The sequence below is a fragment of the Microbacterium sp. AISO3 genome, from assembly GCF_002204305.1.
Classification (GTDB): domain Bacteria; phylum Actinomycetota; class Actinomycetes; order Actinomycetales; family Microbacteriaceae; genus Microbacterium; species Microbacterium arborescens.
Map to the genome: position 1 here is coordinate 15,422 of NZ_NHRF01000009.1, position 17,200 is coordinate 32,621.

Consider the following 17,200-nt stretch of genomic DNA (forward strand, 5'->3'; position numbering starts at 1 on the left):
GCGCGAGCGGGCTCCGCCCGATGATGAGCAGCCCGCGCCGCGACCGAGTCGCGAGCCGGGTAGCCTGACAGTATGCGCTTTGCCCACGTGATGACCGCGGGGGCCGACGATCCCCGCCTCGTGCTCGTCGACGACGACCGGGCCACCTTCGTCGGCGACCTGTTCGCCGGCGCACCCGAGCGTCTGCAGCAGCTCATCGAGCTCGGTGACGACGGGCTCGCCCGCGTCGCCGATGCCTCGACGGGCGACGACGTCGCGTGGCACGGCATCGACGGTTCGGCGTTCGCGTCGGCCGTCCTGGCCCCGCCGATCGTCCTCGCCGTCGGCCTGAACTACGCGGCGCACTCGAGCGAGCTGGGCCTGAAGGCCGACACCGCACCCACCGTCTTCACCCTGTGGCCGAACTCGCTCACCGCTCACGAGGCCATCACGTCGTGGCCGCGGAGCCTCAGCGAGTCCGTCGACTACGAGGCCGAGCTCGGCGTCATCATCGGAACGGCGGCGAAGGATGTGACCGCCGACGCCGCCCTCGACCACGTCTGGGGCTACACCGTGGTCAACGACATCACCGCGCGCGACATCCAGTTCTCCGAGGCGCAGTGGTCGCGCTGCAAGTCGTTCGACGGGTTCACCCCGACGGGGCCGTACGTGGTGACCGCCGATGAGATCGCCGACCCGCAGGACCTGCACATCTGGGCGGTCGTCGACGGACAGACGGTGCAGGACGCCTCGACGGGGCAGATGATCCGATCGGTGGCCACGCTCGTCGCGCACCTCTCGACCGCGGCGACGCTGCTGCCCGGCACGCTCATCTCGACCGGCAGCCCGGGCGGAGCGGGCTACTCGCGCGACCCGCAGATCTTCCTGCGCGACCGCTCCGTCGTGACCGTCGGGATCGACGGGATCGGCGAGCTGCGGACGCACTGCCGCATCACGGACTGACCGCGCACCCGCAGCTCCCGCCGACCCGGAGTCCCACCTCGACGCGCACGCTTCGGCGCGCTGACCCGTCGCCCGGATCGTTCAGCAGCAGGTGGGCGGCGATGCGCCCCATGAGTTCCATCGGCTGACGCACGGTGGTGAGCGGGGGCGACGACATCCCCGCCGCCTGGATGCCGTCGAAGCCCGCGAGCCGGACGTCGTGCGGCACCTGCACACCGCGGGCGTGCAGCACGTCGAGCGCAGCGAGCGCGATCTGATCGGTCGCGCACAGGACCGCGTCAGGCAGCGTGCCCGCGTGCGCCCGTGAGCTGAGCCCCGGGAAAACCGGCGCGCGCTCGAGCTCGACGGTGTCGATGATCTCCGCGCTCGCGCCGGGATGGGCCGCGACGGCCTCGAAGAAGGCAGCGCGGCGCTCGTCGGTGTCGAAGCCCGCGGGCGCGTCGATCCACCCGAAGGTGGAGACGCCGTGGACCTCGACGAAATGCTCGACGAGCATCCGCTCCCCGCCCGCGTTGTCGGCGAGGACGTGGTGCGCGTCGCCGAGCGGCGAGCTGAGCACGGCGACCGGAAGCGTCGACGACACCGAGCCGAGGGATGCCGTCACCGTCGGCCCCGGGAGGATCGCGAGGCCGTCGACCTGGCCCGCCGTGTCGGCGATCTCGGATGCTCCCAGGCCCCCGGTGCTGAGCAGCACCGCGGTGCCGGCCCGTTTGCACTCGAGCACGAAGCCGCGCTGGATCTCGTCGACGTAGAGCGGGAAGGTGCGCGGAGCACTCCGGCGGACGTCCTCGTCGGCGTCCCAGGCGATCAGGTCGACGTCGAGGTCGAGCTCGGCGAGATCGGTGAGCCCGGGTGGCGGCGTCGGCCCGGCGGACGGCGCGCCCGCGGACAGCCCCGTCTCGACGGGCGGCGCCGATTCGACCAGCAGGTCGAACAGGTGCAGCCCGAGCACACCGGTGCGGCCGCGTGCGAGGTTCCGGGCCGATCCGCTCGGGACGTATCCGAGCTCGCGCGCGACACGCAGCACCGTGTCACGCGTCTCGGTGCGCACCTTGTCGGGGCGCCGGAACGCGAAGGAGACCGTCGCGATCGACACCCCGGCCCGTTCCGCGACGTCGTACACCGTGGGCCGTCCGACCACCATGACTACCTCGATTCCCCGGGGAGTCTACCGACGCGCCTCACGCCGGCACGATCGACAGCCCGGTCCCCCGCGGGAAGATCGGCTCGTCCGTGTCGCCCGGGACGTCGGTCCGGGAGCGGCGCACGGCCTCCATCGATCGCGGGATCTCGACCGGCAGCGTTCCCCGCGGCGGCACGGCGCCGGTGAGAGCGGCGAGCACCGCGGCATCCGAGCTGCCGTAGTCGGCGACGATCGCCGAGGCGATGGGGACGAAGGGGGTGAGCACGGCGGGCCTGTCGAGACCGACGACCAGCACCAGCGGGGCGTGGGCGGCGACACGGCCCAACCGCGACACGAGTCCGGGCCCGAAGTCGAGAGAACCCTGGTGGAACCATTTCTCGAGGAACAGGTCGTCGCGGGGCTCGAAGGGCGCTCCGACACGGACGATCGCGACGTCGGCATCCTCGGGCCGCTCGACGCGGTCGCCGTACGCGGCGAGTGCGCTGTCGCCGACGTTCTCGGCGTAGATCCTCGGCCGGGGCTCCGAGCGGATGGGCAGCACGTCGTCGCGATTCTGCAGGACGGTCAGCGACTCCGCCTGCGCACGGGTCCCGAGCTCGCGGAAATCGGCGTTGCCGACGATGCGCTCGGCCGCGTCCTCGTCGACGTACGGGTCGTCGAAGAGGCCCAGCCGGAACTTCACGAGCAGGATGCGGCGGGCGGACACGTCGATGCGCTCGAGGGGCACGGTGCCGGACTCGACGAGGTCGACCAGCAGCTCCGTGCACTCCTCGCCGCCGAACTGGTCGACACCGGCATCCAGCAGCCGCAGCATCCGCTCGGTGGGGTCGAGGTCCTCGACGCCCCACGCCCGCGCCGGCAGCACCTGATCGCCGACGTGATTGTCGTTGACGAGCTCCCAGTCCGTGACGACGACGCCGTCGTAGCCGAGCTCGTCGCGCAGGAGGTCCGTCACGATCTGACGGTTGTAGGCGAACCCCACCTCGGCGATCGGCACCCCGTTCCGCTCGAGTCCGACAGGCATGCCGTAGTACGGCATCATGCCGGCCGTGCCGCGCCGGATCGCCTCGCGGAAGGGCTCGAGGTGGTAGTCGAACATGCCGCCCGGGTACACCTGCTCGCGGCCGTACGGGAAGTGCGCGTCCTCGCCGTCGAGCTGAGGCCCGCCGCCCGGGAAGTGCTTCGTCGTGCAGGCGACGCTCTCGGTACCGAGCTCGTCGCCCTGGAAGCCCCGGAGGTAGGCGGCGGTGATCTGCGAGACCCGTTCGGCATCGAAGCCGAAGGTCTGCGCCTGCCGCCCCCATCGCGCCTCCGTGGGCAGGTCGATCTGCGGATGCAGCGCGGCTCGGATGCCGACCGCGCAGTACTCGCGTCGGGCGACGTCGGCGAACTGCTCGATGACCTCGAGGTCGTCGAGAGCGGCGAGACCCAGCGGCTCGGGCCACTGCGAGAACGGTCCCGCCGAGAAGGCGACCCCGGTGTTCTCGACGAAGGCGTGCCGCGGATCCGTGCTGATCGTGACCGGGATGCCGTGCGGCGTGCACTCGGCGAGACGCTGGAGGTTGTTGTTCCAGCGCGCGCCCTCGCGGGCGGTCCGGATGGCGTGCACGTTGAAGTGCGTCATGTTCTTGCCGACCACGACATCGGTCGTGGGCGACTTCGAGATGGCCCCCGGCGTCTCGAGGAGCTCGCCGTCGGGGCCGATCTCGATGACGGTCTGGAACATGAGGCCGATCTTCTCGGCCGGCGACATCCGGCCGAGAAGATCGTCGGTGCGTTCCTCGGGGGTCAGGCGCGGGTCCTCGTACGGGTCGAGGATGCCGTTGCCGTTGAGGTCGCGGAAGCGGGTTCCGTCGGGGGCGGTGTGGAATTCGGGTCGCATGAGGGACTTTCGATCGTGGGGGGACGGATGCGGCGACGCGGAGGTCCGCGCGAGGGTCACTTCAGGCCGGTGGTGGCAACGCCCCGGATGAACCAGCGCTGCAGGAACACGAACAGCACGATGATGGGCGCGATGACGAGCACCGAGCCGGCCAGGAGCAGTCCGTAGTTGGTCGCGTTCTGCCCCGTGGAGTAGAGCGACAGCGCCACGGGGAGCGTGTACATCTCCTCGGTCTGGGCGGCCACCAGGGGCCACAGGAAGTTGTTCCATGAGGCGAGGAACGTCAGGATGCCGAGGGTCGCGAGCGGCGGCCCGCACAGCGGCATCACGATGCGCGAGAAGATGCGCCACTCCCCCGCCCCGTCGAGGCGCGCCGCCTCGAGCAACGCGTCGGGAATGCCCATGATGAACTGCCGCATGAGGAACACGCCGATGGGGGCGGTGATGAAGGGCAGGATGAGCGCGGGATAGGTGTTGACGAGCCCGAGCGAGGAGACCATCACGAACAGGGGCACGAAGGTGACGACTCCCGGCACCATGAGCGTCACCATGACGAGGACGAAGAGCGCCTTCTTGCCGGGGAACTCCATCTTCGCCAGGGCGTAGCCCACCATCGAGCAGAACACGATGTTGCCGAGGACGGTGACGACCGCGACGATGAGGCTGTTGGCGAAGAAGTGGCCGAAGTCCAAAGGCCCGAACCACTGCGCGAAGTTCTCGCCCGTCGGGTTCTCCGGGAACCACGTGGGCGGACGGCGCAGGATCTCGCCCTGCGTCTTGACCGATCCCAGCACCATCCACAGGAACGGGATGAGCCAGAGGGCGAGTCCGACCGTCAGGACGGTGTAGGTGATCGCGCGCGGGCCGAACCGACGGCGGCGGCGCCGGGGAGCGGGCGGTGGCGTGACGGTGTCCACCACGGGAGCGGGGATGGTTGTCATCGGGTCAGTCCTTCGAACGGAGCAGCCGGAACTGCAGCAGGCTCAGCAGCGCGATGGCCAGGAACAGGACGTAGCTGGCGGCTGACGCCAGGCCGTATTCGCCGAAGCCGAACTGTTGGAAGGTGTAGTACGCGACCGACAGGGTGGAGTCGAGCGGCCCGCCCTTGGTCATGACGAACGCCTCCTCGAAGAACTGCAGGTAGCCGACGGAGATGAGCACCGCGCCGAGGAGGATCGTCGGCCGCAGCAGCGGAAGGGTGACCGAGGTCAGACGCCGCCAGGCTGATGCGCCGTCCATCGTCGCGGCCTCGTTGACGTCCTGAGGCACGGCCTGCAGGCCCGCGAGGAAGATGACCATGAGCGTGCCGACGTTGCGCCACACCGCCATCATGATCAGCGACGGCAGAGCGAAAGCGGGATCGTTCAGCCAGTTGGGACCGTCGATGCCGACGAGGGCGAGGGCCGAGTTGAGAAGGCCGTCGGGCTGGAGGATGTACCGCCAGACGACCGCGACCGCCACGATGCTCGTGACCACCGGTGCGTAGAAGCCGACCCGGAAGAACGCGACGATGCGCCCGCCGCCGCTGTTGAGTGCCAGGGCGAGGGCGAGGGCCAGCACCATCGTGACCGGGATGCCCACCACGACGAAGATCGCGGTGACCCCGAGGGAGGTGAGGAAGCGCGGGTCGCCGAAGAGCGTCGCGAACTGGTCGAACCAGACGAAGTTCACCGCGAAGGGCGAAGTGATGTCACGCGCCGTGAAGTCCGTGAACGACATCGCGAACGAGCCGACGATCGGGATCAGCATGAAGACGGCGAAGACCGCGACGAAGGGCAGGCAGAACGCCCAGGCGATGAGGGCATGGCGCTTGCGCTGCCTCGCGTGCAGCCCGCCGGGGCGGGAGGCCCCGCGGCCGGAGTCGACTCCGGCCGCGGGGAGGGTGGTGGTGGACATCGAGGTCACTCGAGTCCGATCGCGTCGGCGTCGGCCTGCAGCTTCTGCAGCACCGCGGGAACGTCGGCGCCGCCGCGGCGCAGCTGCTCGAGGGCCTGGTCGCCCTTCGCGGCGACCTGCACCCAGCTGGTCGTCACGGGCGGAGCCTTGGCGGTCTGGAGCTGTTCGCCGAAGGTCGTCAGGCTCGCGTCGTCTGCCAGCGCAGGAGCGTCCCACGCCGCCTGGAGAGCGGGCAGGTCACCCGTCGTCTCGTAGAAGGCCGCCTGGGTCTCCGGCTCGCTGAGCCAACGGACGAGCTTCCACGCCGATTCGGCGTTCTTGCTCTGGTTGAACACGACGAGGTTGGCGCCGCCGCTGAACGAGACCGACCCGGTGTCGGCGGGCAGGACCGCTGTGGCGTACTTCGAGGCGAAGTCGGGGCCGCCCAGCAGCTCGAGCTGACCACGCAGGAACGGGCCCTCGACGACCATCGGGGTGGTCCCGGCCACGAACTCGGCCTCCGTGGCTCCGGCCGAGATGTCGGCGTTCGCGTCGGCGAGGCCCGTGTCGAAGAAGCTCTTGTAGTACTCCAGCCCCGTGGTCATCTCGGGGGTGTCGAGCGTCCAGGCGTCACCGTCGGTGAGCTCGGCACCGGCAGACCACGGCATCCACATCGCGCCCTGGAACGAGTCGTTGCCGCCCGGCATCCGGATGCCGTACTCGGCGCCGGCCTTGTCCTTCATGTCGGCGGCGAGCTGCTGCAGTTCGTCCCACGAGGTGGGAGCCTGCGTCCAGCCCGCCTGCTGCGCGAGATCGGTCCGGTAGTAGAGCACCCGCGTGTCGACGTACCAGGGCACGCCGGCGGCGCGGTCGTCGAACTCCGTCGTGCTGAGGGCACCGGGGAAGAAGCCGTCGGTCGCGATCTCGGCCGGGACGGTGGCGAACGCGTCGCCGAAGTCGGCCATCCACGTCGAGCCGACCATGGCGACATCGGGGGTGTTCCCGCCGGCGATCGCCGTCTGGAACTTGTTGTGCGCCGCGTCCCACGGAATGGCGGTGACGTCGATCTTCACGTCCGGGTTCGCTTCCTGGAACTTCTCGACGAACGCGGGCAGCGCTTCGCCCTCGGCACCCATCGCCCACACGCTGATCGTGCCCGTCGCCGGGCTGTCGTCGATCGTGGTGACCTCAGCAGGTCCGGCAGCCGACTCGTCCGCCCGGCCGCAGCCGGTCAGGATGAGCGACACCGCGGCCAGGGTGGCGATGCCACCTGCCACTGTCTTGAACTTCACGTCTTCCTCCTTGAATCGCGGGATCGCCGCGGCGATCAAAGCGCTTAACCTCTGCGCCGTCGTCGAGTTTAAGCGCTTTGAGCGCCAAGACGCAATCGCGCCCGGGAGTCCTGAGCCGGGCATGAGGAAGCCCCCGCGGATCGGATCCGCGGGGGCTTTCGGTGTTGGCGTCGGCTCAGTACCGCGCGGAAGAGCAGGGCTGGGTCTGACCCCAGACCGTCACGGTGTCGGCCCCTTCCACGACGCAGGTCTGGTAGATCTCGTTCGCCATGTTGCCGAAGACGGTGAACAGCACGATCGCCACGACGACGCCGATGACCATGAGCACGGAGCTGATGATGATCGCGGCGAGCGCGAACCCGTTCTTGTGCCCCGCCTTCTTGCTCTGGACGAGCGCGACGATGCCGAGGACGAGGGCGACGAGCTGCGCGAAGAACGACAGGACGAAGGCGACGATACCGAGGGTCTTGCCCGGGATCGGTGCGTTGGGGTTGCCGTACGAGGCGTCGGAGGATGACGTCGGGTACGCCGGTGGCTGGTAGGCCGGAGGCTGCGGCGCGGACGGGTTGTTCGGGTCGGTCATGGGATCCCCCGGTCGGTCGGTAAGAGGTGGACTTCTCGACGTTAGCGAGAGCCGACCCCCCGGCACAAAGGGGTGGTCAGCCCGACACGCTCTCCTCAGCGTCGGCGAGGACGATCGGGATGGCCGCCGTCACGGCCTGCAGCCCCGACAGCCGCGCGGGCGAGAGCTGCTTGTCGACCTCCTCGCGCGACATCAACCCCGCCTCGACGACGAGGTCGCCCACGTTGCGGTGGGTCAGCAGTGCCGTCTTGGCGAGGGCCGCCGCCGCCGCGTAGCCGATGAAGGGGGTGAGCGCCGTGACCACGCCGACCGACGAACCGACCATCGCGCCCAGCCGCTCGCGGTTGGCGGTGATGCCGTCGACGCAGTTGACGCGCAGTGTGCGCATGGCCCGCCGCATCCACGTGATCGACTGGAAGATCGAGTGGGCGATGATCGGTTCGAATGCGTTGAGCTGCAGCTGTCCACCCTCGACCGCCATCGTCACCGTCAGGTCGGCGCCGGCGACGGCGAACGCGACCTGGTTGACCACTTCCGGGATCACCGGGTTCACCTTGCCGGGCATGATGCTCGACCCCGCCTGGCGCGCCGGGAGATTGATCTCGCCCAGGCCCGCCTGGGGGCCGCTCGAGAGCAGGCGCAGATCGTTGCTGATCTTCGAGAGCTTGATGGCGTTGCGCTTGAGCGACGAGGAGAACGACATGAACGCGCCGGTGTCGCTCGTCGATTCGACGAGGTCGACGGCGCTGGAGAGGTCGAGGCCGGTGATCTCGCGCAGGTGGCGGACGACCGCGGGACGGTATTCCGGATGCGTCGTGATGCCCGTACCGATGGCGGTCGCACCCATGTTGATCTCGTAGAGGAGCGACGCGTTCTCGCCGAGGCGGGAGTGGTCCTCACCCAGGGTCGTCGCGAAGCCGTGGAACTCCTGTCCGAGCGTCATCGGAACGGCATCCTGGAGCTGCGTGCGCCCGACCTTGAGCACGTCGTGGAACTCGACGGCCTTCGCCAGGAACGATTCGCGCAGCAGCGCCAGCTCGTCGAGCAGCCCCTGCAGGTCGAGGGCGAGACCGACCTTGATCGCCGTCGGGTAGACGTCGTTGGTGGACTGGCTGCGGTTCGTATGGTCGATCGGCGAGAGGAAGCCGTAATCGCCCTTGGGGCGGCCCGCCAGCTCGAGGGCGATATTGGTGATGACCTCGTTGGCGTTCATGTTCGTCGAGGTGCCGGCACCGCCCTGGACGACGCCGACCACGAACTGGTCGTGGTACTCGCCGTCGATGACGAGCTGCGCGGCCCGGTCGATCAACTCGGCGCGCTCGGCGTCGAGCACGCCGATCTCCCGGTTCGCACGCGCCGAGGCCTGCTTGACCATCGCGAGGGCCCGGACCAGGTCGCGATAGACGGAGATCGGCCGCTGCGAGATCGGGAAGTTCTCGAGTGCGCGAGCGGTGTGCACGCCCCAGTAGGCGTCGGCGGGGATTTCGAGCGAACCGAGCGAATCGGTCTCGGTGCGGGTGGCGGGAGTGGACGACATCATGCACGGGTCCTTGTGGGTCTCACGGCGATGGGAGGGACGATCCCAGCCTAGTCAGCGCTTGCGGGAAAACGCCTCGAGACGCTCCTGCGGCGACAGCCGCGCCATCTCGGCGACCCACTCGGCGGAGAAGTAGTCGCCCGTCGGAGCGTCGACGACGGGCACGACGGTGTGGGTGATCACGTCGTCGTAGACGTGCACCAGCTGGAACGCCTGGCCGGCGTCCATTCCGTTGACCGCCTGCGGCGGGCGCTGGAGGTTCATCGTGTAGCAGGTGGCCGACGCGACCGAGACCGGAACGCCCGCGAATGTCCCGGAGGTGGAGTAGTGAAGGTGACCGGCAAGGATGCCGCGCACGTCGGTCCCCGCGATGGTCTCCGCCAGCGCCTCCTGATGACGCAGCTCGAGGATGTCGAAGAACGGCACGTGGCTCGGCAGCGGCGGATGGTGCATCGCGAGGATCGTGCCGTGGGGCGCGGGCTCGGACAGGATCCCGCGCAGCCAGTCGCGCTGATCCGCATCGATGTCACCGTGGTGCCAGCCCGGGACCGTGGAGTCGAGGGCGACGAGCCGCAGTCCCGACAGGTCCCAGACCCCGGTCAGCGGTTCCCGGGTCGACGGTCCGCCGAACAGGCCCACGCGCATCGCGTCGCGTTCGTCGTGATTGCCGGCCACCCACACGATCGGCGCCGCCAGCCGCTCCGCCACGGGTTCGACCGCCTCGCGGAGGCGGCGATACGCGTCCGGCTCGCCGAGGTCGGTGAGGTCACCGGTGAAGACCAGCGCGTCGGGTCGGACGCCGGTGCGCTCGACGGCCGCGAGGGTGGCGTCGAGGTTCGCCTCGACGTCGTAGCGCCCGCCGAGCGCAGCACCACCCGCCAGCAGGTGCGTGTCGCTGATATGGACGAGGACGTGACCAGCGGGCTCATGACGACCGAAACGCACGGATGCCGCAGGGTCGCGAGGCTGTGTGGAACCGTCCGACGGCGCTGCTGAAGTCATGGCCACAGCCTATGCCGGGGGTCCTACCGCCCCGCCACGATGAGGACGATGCCCCCGAGGACGGCGAGCCCGCAGAGGGCGAAGGCGCCGTAGGCGGCCACGAGCGCGACCCTCTTCTGGGCCGCCGTCAGCGGGTTCTTCTTCGCCGCCTTGGCCGCGGCCTTCGCGTGGCGGCGCGCCTGCTTCTCGCTGATGACCGCGATCGCGTCGGTGAACTCCGCGGGAGTCACGACCGGCACGCGGCCCGCACGAACCAGCATCCGCAAGCCGAACGCGTAGAAGCCGACGACGAGCACGGCGCCGGTGATGGCCGCCGCGAACACCTGGACGAAGGCGAACCAGTCGATCGAGACGTTCATCGCTCGCCCTCCGTCTGCTCCGAGCCCGACTTCCTCGCCGCGGCCGCCGCCTTCGCGCGCCGCTGCCGCCGCGTGGGCGGCGGATCGGCCGGCACCTCGACGGCGAGACCGGAATCGGCGACCTCGCTCATCGCGTTGCCCGCGTGCACCTCGTTGCGACGCGAGCGGAGGAACAGCGCGAGGACGATCGCGACGGCGGCGATCGCATCGATGACGATGCCCACCGGCCCGAACCACACCACGAGCAGAGCGGCGACGGCGCCCACGGCCCCCGAGGCGGGAAGGGTCAGCAGCCAGCCGACTGCGATGCGGCCCACCGTGGCCCAGCGGACCGTCGAGCCGCGGCGTCCGAGTCCGGAGCCGATCACCGAGCCCGACGCGACCTGCGTCGTCGACAGCGCGAAGCCGAGGGCGCTCGAGGCGAGGATCGTCGACGCGGTCGACGCCTCGGCCGAGAACCCCTGGGCGGGCTTGACGTCGGTGAGCCCCTTGCCGAGGGTGCGGATGATGCGCCATCCCCCCATGTAGGTGCCGAGCGCGATCGTGACGGCGCACGCCACGATGACCCACAGCTGGGGCTCGGCGTGCTCGGCGCTCTGCCAGCCGGCCGCGATGAGGGCGAGGGTGATGACGCCCATGGTCTTCTGCGCGTCATTGGTGCCGTGCGCGAGCGCGACGAGAGAGGAGGTGAAGATCTGCCCCCAGCGGAAGCCGTCGCGACCATCGGGCTTGCCGTCGTGGCGACGGGTCACGGCGTAGGCGACCTTCGTCACGGTGAACGCGATGACACCGGCCGTCACGGGCGCGATCAGCGCGGGCAGGATGATCTTGCTCAGCACGACGCCGAAGTCGATCGCCATCGCCCCGACACCCACGAGGGTCGCGCCGATGAGGCCGCCGAAGAGGGCGTGGGACGAACTCGACGGGAGTCCCAGCAGCCACGTCAGCATGTTCCACGTGATCGCGCCGATCAGCCCCGCGAAGATCAGCGGCAGCAGCGCGGTGGCGGCGAGCTGATCCTCGTGGATGATCCCGTGCGAGACGGTCTTGGCGACCTCCGTCGACAGGAATGCTCCGACGAGATTGAGGCCGGCGGCCAGGAGGACGGCGACCTTGGGCTTGAGCGCCCCCGTCGCGATCGGCGTCGCCATCGCGTTGGCGGTGTCGTGGAAGCCGTTGGTGAAGTCGAAGAAGAGTGCCAGTCCGATGACCAGCAGAAGAATGAGTACAGCGGTTTCCACTGTGCGCTCTCTGTGCGTGCGGGCCCGCGAACACGGGTCCTCGAGTACGGATCGGGATGCCGCGGCAGCGGCGGGCGCGAACGAAGAGTTCACCGTCTGTTCAGGGTCCGGCAACCGGACCATCGAATCCTGCCACACCATCGCCGTCACCGTGAATCCGAGCGGCCGGATCGGGCGGTCACGGCGCTAGCGTGGAACGGTGACCGACACCCGCGACATCCTCAGCCCCTCTTCCTCCGACGCTCCCGCGGCCCCTGTCGCGGCCGTGCGCGAGCACCGCCGCACCCACCACGGCGACGAGTTCGTCGACCGGTACGAGTGGCTGCGCGAGAAGGACGACGCCGAGGTGATCGCGCACCTCGAGGCGGAGAACGCGTACACCGACGCCCGCACGGCGCACCTGAGCGGGCTGCGCGAGCGGATCTTCGAGGAGATCAAGGGCCGCACGCTCGAGACCGACCTCTCTGTTCCGAGCCGCCGCGGCGACTGGTGGTATTACAGCCGCACCGTCGAAGGCAGCCAGTACGGCATCCACTGCCGCGCTCCCCTCGCGTCGCCCGACGACTGGACGCCTCCGCAGCTCGAGCCCGGCGTCGATGTCGCCGGCGAGCAGGTGCTTCTCGACGGCAACGTCGAGGCCGAAGGCGCGGAGTTCTTCTCGCTCGGGAGCTTCGAGGTCTCCGCCGACGGTTCCCTGCTGCTCTACGGCGTCGACACCGAGGGCGACGAGCGATACACGCTGCGCCTTCGCGACATCGCCACCGGCGAGAACCTGCCCGACGAGATCACCGGGACCTTCGCGGGAGCCTCGCTGTCACCGGACGGCCGATTCGTCGTCTACTCCACGGTGGATGACGCGTGGCGACCGGACTCGGTCTGGCTGCACGAGATCGGCACCGACACGGCATCCGACGAGCGTCTGTTCCACGAGCCCGACGAGCGCTACTGGGTGGGTGCGGGCTTCACGCGCAGCGACCGCTACCTCGTGATCGAGGTCGGCTCGTCGATCACGAGCGAGGAGTTCCTCGTGCCGGCGGACGACCTGCGGGCCGAACCCCGGTCGGTGTGGCCGCGGCGCGAGGGCGTGGAGTACTCCGTCTCGCACGCGGTCGTGGCCGGCGAGGACGTGCTCTACGTTCTGCACAACGAGGACGCGCTCGACTTCGAGCTCGTCCGGGTCTCGGCCGCCGACCCGACGGGTGCGCGCGAGGTCGTGCTCCCCCACGAGCCGGGACGCCGCCTCGAAGGGCTCTCGACCTTCCGCGACTGGGCGCTGCTCGGCTACCGGCGCGACGGACTGCAGCGTCTGGGCATCTTCGACTACGGCTCGGGCTCGGTCACCGAGCTCGAGTTCGACGAGCCGCTCTACACCGTGGGCTCCGGCGGCAACCCCGAGTGGGCGCCGCCCGTGCTGCGTCTGGGCTACGGCTCGTTCGTCACCCCCGGCACCGTCTACGACTACGTCGTCGCCACCGGCGAGCTGCTGCTGCGCAAGCGCCAGCCGGTGCTGGGCGGATACGACCCCGCGGACTACGAGCAGCGACGGGTGTGGGCGACGGCCGACGACGGGACACTCATCCCGGTCTCGGTCGTGTGGAAGCGGTCGTTCGGCGACCCCGCCGAGAGCGAGGGCGAACAGCCGCGCGCGCTGCACCTGTACGGCTACGGATCGTACGAGCACTCGATCGACCCGGCGATGTCGGTGGCGCGCCTGTCGCTCCTCGACCGCGGCGTCGTGTTCGCCGTCGCCCACGTGCGAGGCGGCGGCGAGATGGGGCGCCAGTGGTACGAGGACGGCAAGCTGCTGCACAAGCGCAACACGTTCACCGACTTCGTCGCCGTCGCCCGCCACCTCGTCGAGACCGGCTACACCACACCCGATCGGATGACCGCCGAGGGCGGGTCGGCCGGCGGGCTCCTCATGGGCGCCGTCGCGAACCTCGCCCCCGAGCTGTTCTCGGGCGTCCTCGCCGCCGTGCCGTTCGTCGACGCGCTCACGACGATCCTCGACCCGTCGCTGCCCCTGACCGTCATCGAGTGGGACGAATGGGGCGACCCGCTGCACGACCCCGACGTGTATGCCTACATGAAGTCGTACTCGCCGTACGAGAACGTCCGCGAGGACGCCACCTACCCCCGCATCCTCGCGGTCACCTCACTCAATGACACTCGTGTGATGTACGTCGAGCCCGCGAAGTGGGTCGCCCGGCTGCGGGAGGTCGGGGCCGACGCGTTGCTGAAGTGCGAGATGGTGGCCGGCCACGGCGGGGTGAGCGGCCGGTACAACTCGTGGCGCGAGCGCGCGTTCGAGCTCGCGTGGCTGCTCGACGTCGTCGGCCTGGCCGACCAGCCGGCCTGACACCACCCGAGGGGCGCTGTCAGAGCTGGCGGCGCCCCTCGAACGCACGGCCGAGGGTGACCTCGTCGGCGTACTCGAGGTCGCCTCCGACGGGGAGGCCCGATGCCAGCCGCGTCACGCGGATCTCGAGAGCGGTCAGCAGGCGACTGAGGTAGGTCGCGGTGGCCTCTCCCTCGAGGTTCGGGTTGGTCGCGAGGATGACCTCCTGCACGGTGCCGTCGGCCAGACGCTGCATGAGCTGCGCGATGCGGAGGTCGTCGGGGCCGATGCCGCCGATGGGACTGATCGCGCCGCCGAGCACGTGGTACAGGCCTCGGAACTCGCGGGTGCGCTCGATCGCCGCGACGTCCTTGGCGTCTTCGACGACGCAGATGAACGTGCCGTCACGCCGCGGGTCTCGGCAGATCGCGCAGCGGTCGTGCTCGGACACGTTGCCGCAGACCTCGCAGAAGCGCACGCGCTCGCGCAGCTCGCCGAGCAGGTGCGAGAGCTTGGAGACGTCGAAGGTGGGAGTCTGCAGGATGTGGAACGCGATGCGCTGCGCCGACTTCGGTCCGATGCCGGGCAGGCGACCGAACTCGTCGATGAGGTCCTGGACGATGCCGTCGTACATGGCTTAGCCGAATCTCGTGGGTGAGGTGAAGGGTTCTTCGCGGACGAAGGTGGCCCCGAGCATCTGGCGGACGACCGCTTCGCCGTAGCGCTCGATACCGCCCCGCGCGGGCACGGCGTTCGAGCGGCCGTTCGACGGCGCGGAGGCGGCGACTGCGGACCCCGGCGATGTCTGTGCGGGGCCTGTCGTCGCCGGAGCGGGGGTCGTGGACCGTTCGACGGCGACCGGCGCCCGCGGGGGCAGCGGCGCATATTCGTCGACGGGAGGCGGCGGGTAGTCGCGGTCCTCCTCGTCGATGGGTGGCAGGGGCTCGGGGTACGGGTCGACGTCACCGTCGTGGGGAGCCGTGAGCGTGCGCACGGGGGCGGCGACGGCATCCTCCGGCTCGTCGTCCACAGCGAACTGCGGTGCCGGGTCGCCCTGCGGGATCGGCGCGACGGCCCACTCGGTGACGGGGCTGGCGGAGGACGCGGAGCCGGAAGGTGACGCGGATGCGGCCGGACGGGCGCCCGCCGACGCCGAGGGAGCGCCCGCGGCGCGTTGACCGCCGGGGGCCGGCTGCGACGGCGGGCCAGCCGCGGGCTGCCGGTGATCCCCCGCGGGCTGCTGTCGCGGTGCGCCGCCCGACTGACCGCCCGGTTGCGGGGCCGGCGGGCCGCCCGGTGCCGGGCCGCCGCCGGGGTCGGAGTCGTGACGGGCGACGTACTTCACGCGGACGCCGAGGACGCCCAGGATCGCGCCCCGCAGGTCTTCGCTCGGTCCCTTGCCTGCGTTGAGCTTCTTGAACTGCAGGACGTCGGACTGGCTCTGGAACGACAGCGTCAGCACGCCCGTCTCGGAGAACGCGACAGGTGTGGCGACGGAGGCGATCATCCACGAGGTGCGGCTGATCGACTCGAGACGCTGCAACACCTCGGGCCATGCGTCGCGCATCTGCGCGAGCGTGACGGTCGACGGATCGCGTGGTTCGGCGGAGCTCGCGGCCGCGGGACGCTGCGTATCGGGCGCGGGGGCTCCCGACGCGGCGGCCAGCGCGGTGGGGGCGGCGGACGGCGCGGACGCGGCGCGCTCGGGCTGCGCAGGGGCCGAAACCTGAGCCGGAGCGGGCGTGACGATGCGCGGCGGGGCTGCGGGCGCGGCCGCGGGAGACGAGGCGTGCGACGCGGGAGCGGCGGCGACCGGGGCCTGGTCGGCTGCCGGAACACTGTGCTGCGCGGCGGCGAGGACGCGCGCCACGAGCAGCTCGAGCTGAAGCCGCGGCGACGTCGCTCCCGACATCTCGTCGAGGGCGGTGACCACGAGGTCGGCCGTGCGCGAGAGGCGGTCGGTGCCGAAGAGCGAGGCCTGCCGCCCCATCCGCTCGAGCTCTTCCGCGGACACGCCGCGCAGCACGGCGGACGCGCCCTGGCCGGTGGCCGAGACGATGATGAGGTCGCGCAGCCGCTCGAGCAGGTCGTCGACGAACCGGCGAGGGTCCTGCCCCGTCTGGATCACCCGGTCGACCGCCGCGAAGGCCGCGGCGGCGTCGACGGCTCCGAACGCTCCGACGACCTCGTCGAGCAGCTCCGCGTGGGTGTAGCCGAGGAGGGCGACCGCGCGCTCGTAGGCGACCGCGCCGTCGTCGGAGCCGGCGATCAGCTGGTCGAGCAACGAGAGCGTGTCGCGGGGCGACCCGCCCCCGGCTCGCACGACGAGCGGCAGCACGCCGGCCTCGACCTGCACGCCCTCCTGGGCGCACAGCTGCTCGACGTACTCGAGCATCGCGGCAGGCGCCACGAGCCGGAACGGGTAGTGGTGGGTGCGCGAGCGGATCGTGCCGATGACCTTCTCGGGCTCGGTCGTGGCGAAGATGAACTTCACGTGGGCCGGCGGTTCTTCGACGAGCTTGAGCAGGGCGTTGAAGCCCTGCGCCGTGACCATGTGCGCCTCATCGAGGATGAAGATCTTGAAGCGGTCGCGGGCCGGGGCGAAGACGGCGCGCTCACGAAGGTCGCGGGCGTCGTCGACACCGTTGTGGGAGGCCGCGTCGATCTCGACGACGTCGAGCGAGCCGCCCCCGCCTCGGCTCAGTTCGACGCAGCTGTCGCACGTGCCGCACGGCGTGTCGGTGGGGCCCTGAGCGCAGTTGAGGCAGCGGGCGAGGATGCGGGCCGAGGTCGTCTTGCCGCATCCGCGAGGACCCGAGAAGAGGTACGCGTGACCGACGCGGTCGGAGCGGAGCGCCGTCATCAGGGGTTCGGTCACCTGCGACTGGCCGATCATCTCGCCGAACGCTTCGGGACGGTAGCGGCGGTAGAGGGCGGTGGTCACCCAGACAGACTACGGCGTACCGCTGACACCGGCCCCGTCGGCATCCCCACGTCGGGAACAG

14 protein-coding genes are annotated in these 17,200 nt (G+C 70.4%); 2 read left to right on the forward strand and 12 right to left on the reverse strand.

Annotated elements, in window-relative coordinates:
• Nucleotides 1–72: 72 nt before the first annotated feature.
• Nucleotides 73–942, forward strand: a complete 870-nt coding sequence (locus tag CBF90_RS13020; protein ID WP_023951829.1) for a fumarylacetoacetate hydrolase family protein — start codon at nucleotides 73–75, stop codon at nucleotides 940–942.
• Here CBF90_RS13020 and CBF90_RS13025 read toward each other — a convergent pair.
• The 10 genes from CBF90_RS13025 to CBF90_RS13070 form a co-directional block, all read right to left on the reverse strand.
• Nucleotides 932–2,086: a LacI family DNA-binding transcriptional regulator gene (locus CBF90_RS13025; protein WP_023951832.1), complete on the reverse strand. Its 1,155-nt coding sequence runs from the start codon at nucleotides 2,084–2,086 to the stop codon at nucleotides 932–934. The genes CBF90_RS13020 and CBF90_RS13025 overlap by 11 nt on opposite strands.
• A 37-nt stretch (nucleotides 2,087–2,123) precedes the next feature.
• Complete coding sequence (locus CBF90_RS13030; protein ID WP_088380789.1) at nucleotides 2,124–3,968, reverse strand: glycoside hydrolase family 3 protein; 1,845 nt, start codon at nucleotides 3,966–3,968, stop codon at nucleotides 2,124–2,126.
• A gap of 56 nt (nucleotides 3,969–4,024) precedes the next feature.
• Nucleotides 4,025–4,909 (reverse strand): carbohydrate ABC transporter permease, encoded by an 885-nt coding sequence (locus CBF90_RS13035; protein WP_023951834.1) that lies wholly within the window; start codon nucleotides 4,907–4,909, stop codon nucleotides 4,025–4,027.
• Between the two features lie 4 nt (nucleotides 4,910–4,913).
• Nucleotides 4,914–5,864: a carbohydrate ABC transporter permease gene (locus CBF90_RS13040; protein ID WP_088380841.1), complete on the reverse strand. Its 951-nt coding sequence runs from the start codon at nucleotides 5,862–5,864 to the stop codon at nucleotides 4,914–4,916.
• A 5-nt stretch (nucleotides 5,865–5,869) separates the two neighbouring features.
• Nucleotides 5,870–7,135 carry an extracellular solute-binding protein gene (locus CBF90_RS13045; protein ID WP_242435678.1) on the reverse strand — a complete coding sequence of 422 codons (1,266 nt, stop codon included), beginning with the start codon at nucleotides 7,133–7,135 and terminating at the stop codon, nucleotides 5,870–5,872.
• Nucleotides 7,136–7,310: 175 nt separating this feature from the next.
• The gene (locus tag CBF90_RS13050; protein WP_023951837.1) at nucleotides 7,311–7,718 is read right to left on the reverse strand and encodes a DUF4190 domain-containing protein; all 408 of its coding nucleotides are present in this window, start codon (nucleotides 7,716–7,718) and stop codon (nucleotides 7,311–7,313) included.
• A 76-nt stretch (nucleotides 7,719–7,794) separates the two neighbouring features.
• Nucleotides 7,795–9,255 carry an aspartate ammonia-lyase gene (locus tag CBF90_RS13055; RefSeq protein ID WP_036305018.1) on the reverse strand — a complete coding sequence of 487 codons (1,461 nt, stop codon included), beginning with the start codon at nucleotides 9,253–9,255 and terminating at the stop codon, nucleotides 7,795–7,797.
• Between the two features lie 54 nt (nucleotides 9,256–9,309).
• Nucleotides 9,310–10,257: a phosphodiesterase gene (locus CBF90_RS13060; protein ID WP_088380791.1), complete on the reverse strand. Its 948-nt coding sequence runs from the start codon at nucleotides 10,255–10,257 to the stop codon at nucleotides 9,310–9,312.
• Nucleotides 10,258–10,280: 23 nt separating this feature from the next.
• A complete protein-coding gene (locus CBF90_RS13065) occupies nucleotides 10,281–10,616 on the reverse strand; it encodes a hypothetical protein (RefSeq protein WP_023951841.1) in 336 nt (111 codons plus the stop codon).
• Nucleotides 10,613–11,857 carry an inorganic phosphate transporter gene (locus CBF90_RS13070; protein WP_064956942.1) on the reverse strand — a complete coding sequence of 415 codons (1,245 nt, stop codon included), beginning with the start codon at nucleotides 11,855–11,857 and terminating at the stop codon, nucleotides 10,613–10,615. The genes CBF90_RS13065 and CBF90_RS13070 overlap by 4 nt, the downstream gene beginning before the upstream one ends.
• Nucleotides 11,858–12,122: 265 nt before the next feature.
• On the opposite strand from CBF90_RS13070, the gene CBF90_RS13075 reads away from it, so the two are divergent.
• A complete protein-coding gene (locus CBF90_RS13075) occupies nucleotides 12,123–14,216 on the forward strand; it encodes a S9 family peptidase (RefSeq protein WP_036305020.1) in 2,094 nt (697 codons plus the stop codon).
• Between the two features lie 19 nt (nucleotides 14,217–14,235).
• Here CBF90_RS13075 and recR read toward each other — a convergent pair whose 3' ends face one another.
• Together recR and CBF90_RS13085 are read right to left on the reverse strand one after the other, a co-directional pair.
• Nucleotides 14,236–14,829, reverse strand: a complete 594-nt coding sequence (gene recR / locus CBF90_RS13080) for a recombination mediator RecR (RefSeq protein ID WP_023951846.1) — start codon at nucleotides 14,827–14,829, stop codon at nucleotides 14,236–14,238.
• Between the two features lie 3 nt (nucleotides 14,830–14,832).
• Nucleotides 14,833–17,139 (reverse strand): DNA polymerase III subunit gamma and tau, encoded by a 2,307-nt coding sequence (locus CBF90_RS13085; protein ID WP_088380792.1) that lies wholly within the window; start codon nucleotides 17,137–17,139, stop codon nucleotides 14,833–14,835.
• Nucleotides 17,140–17,200 lie beyond the last annotated feature (61 nt).

Excerpts from the sequence above, each read along its gene's own strand:
- CBF90_RS13020 (WP_023951829.1), top strand. The coding sequence starts at position 73 with ATGCGCTTTGCCCACGTGATGACCGCGGGGGCCGACGATCCCCGCCTC.
- CBF90_RS13025 (WP_023951832.1), bottom strand. The coding sequence starts at position 2,086 with ATGGTGGTCGGACGGCCCACGGTGTACGACGTCGCGGAACGGGCCGGG.
- CBF90_RS13030 (WP_088380789.1), bottom strand. The coding sequence starts at position 3,968 with ATGCGACCCGAATTCCACACCGCCCCCGACGGAACCCGCTTCCGCGAC.
- CBF90_RS13035 (WP_023951834.1), bottom strand. The coding sequence starts at position 4,909 with ATGACAACCATCCCCGCTCCCGTGGTGGACACCGTCACGCCACCGCCC.
- CBF90_RS13040 (WP_088380841.1), bottom strand. The coding sequence starts at position 5,864 with ATGTCCACCACCACCCTCCCCGCGGCCGGAGTCGACTCCGGCCGCGGG.
- CBF90_RS13050 (WP_023951837.1), bottom strand. The coding sequence starts at position 7,718 with ATGACCGACCCGAACAACCCGTCCGCGCCGCAGCCTCCGGCCTACCAG.
- CBF90_RS13055 (WP_036305018.1), bottom strand. The coding sequence starts at position 9,255 with ATGTCGTCCACTCCCGCCACCCGCACCGAGACCGATTCGCTCGGTTCG.
- CBF90_RS13060 (WP_088380791.1), bottom strand. The coding sequence starts at position 10,257 with ATGACTTCAGCAGCGCCGTCGGACGGTTCCACACAGCCTCGCGACCCT.
- CBF90_RS13065 (WP_023951841.1), bottom strand. The coding sequence starts at position 10,616 with ATGAACGTCTCGATCGACTGGTTCGCCTTCGTCCAGGTGTTCGCGGCG.
- recR (WP_023951846.1), bottom strand. The coding sequence starts at position 14,829 with ATGTACGACGGCATCGTCCAGGACCTCATCGACGAGTTCGGTCGCCTG.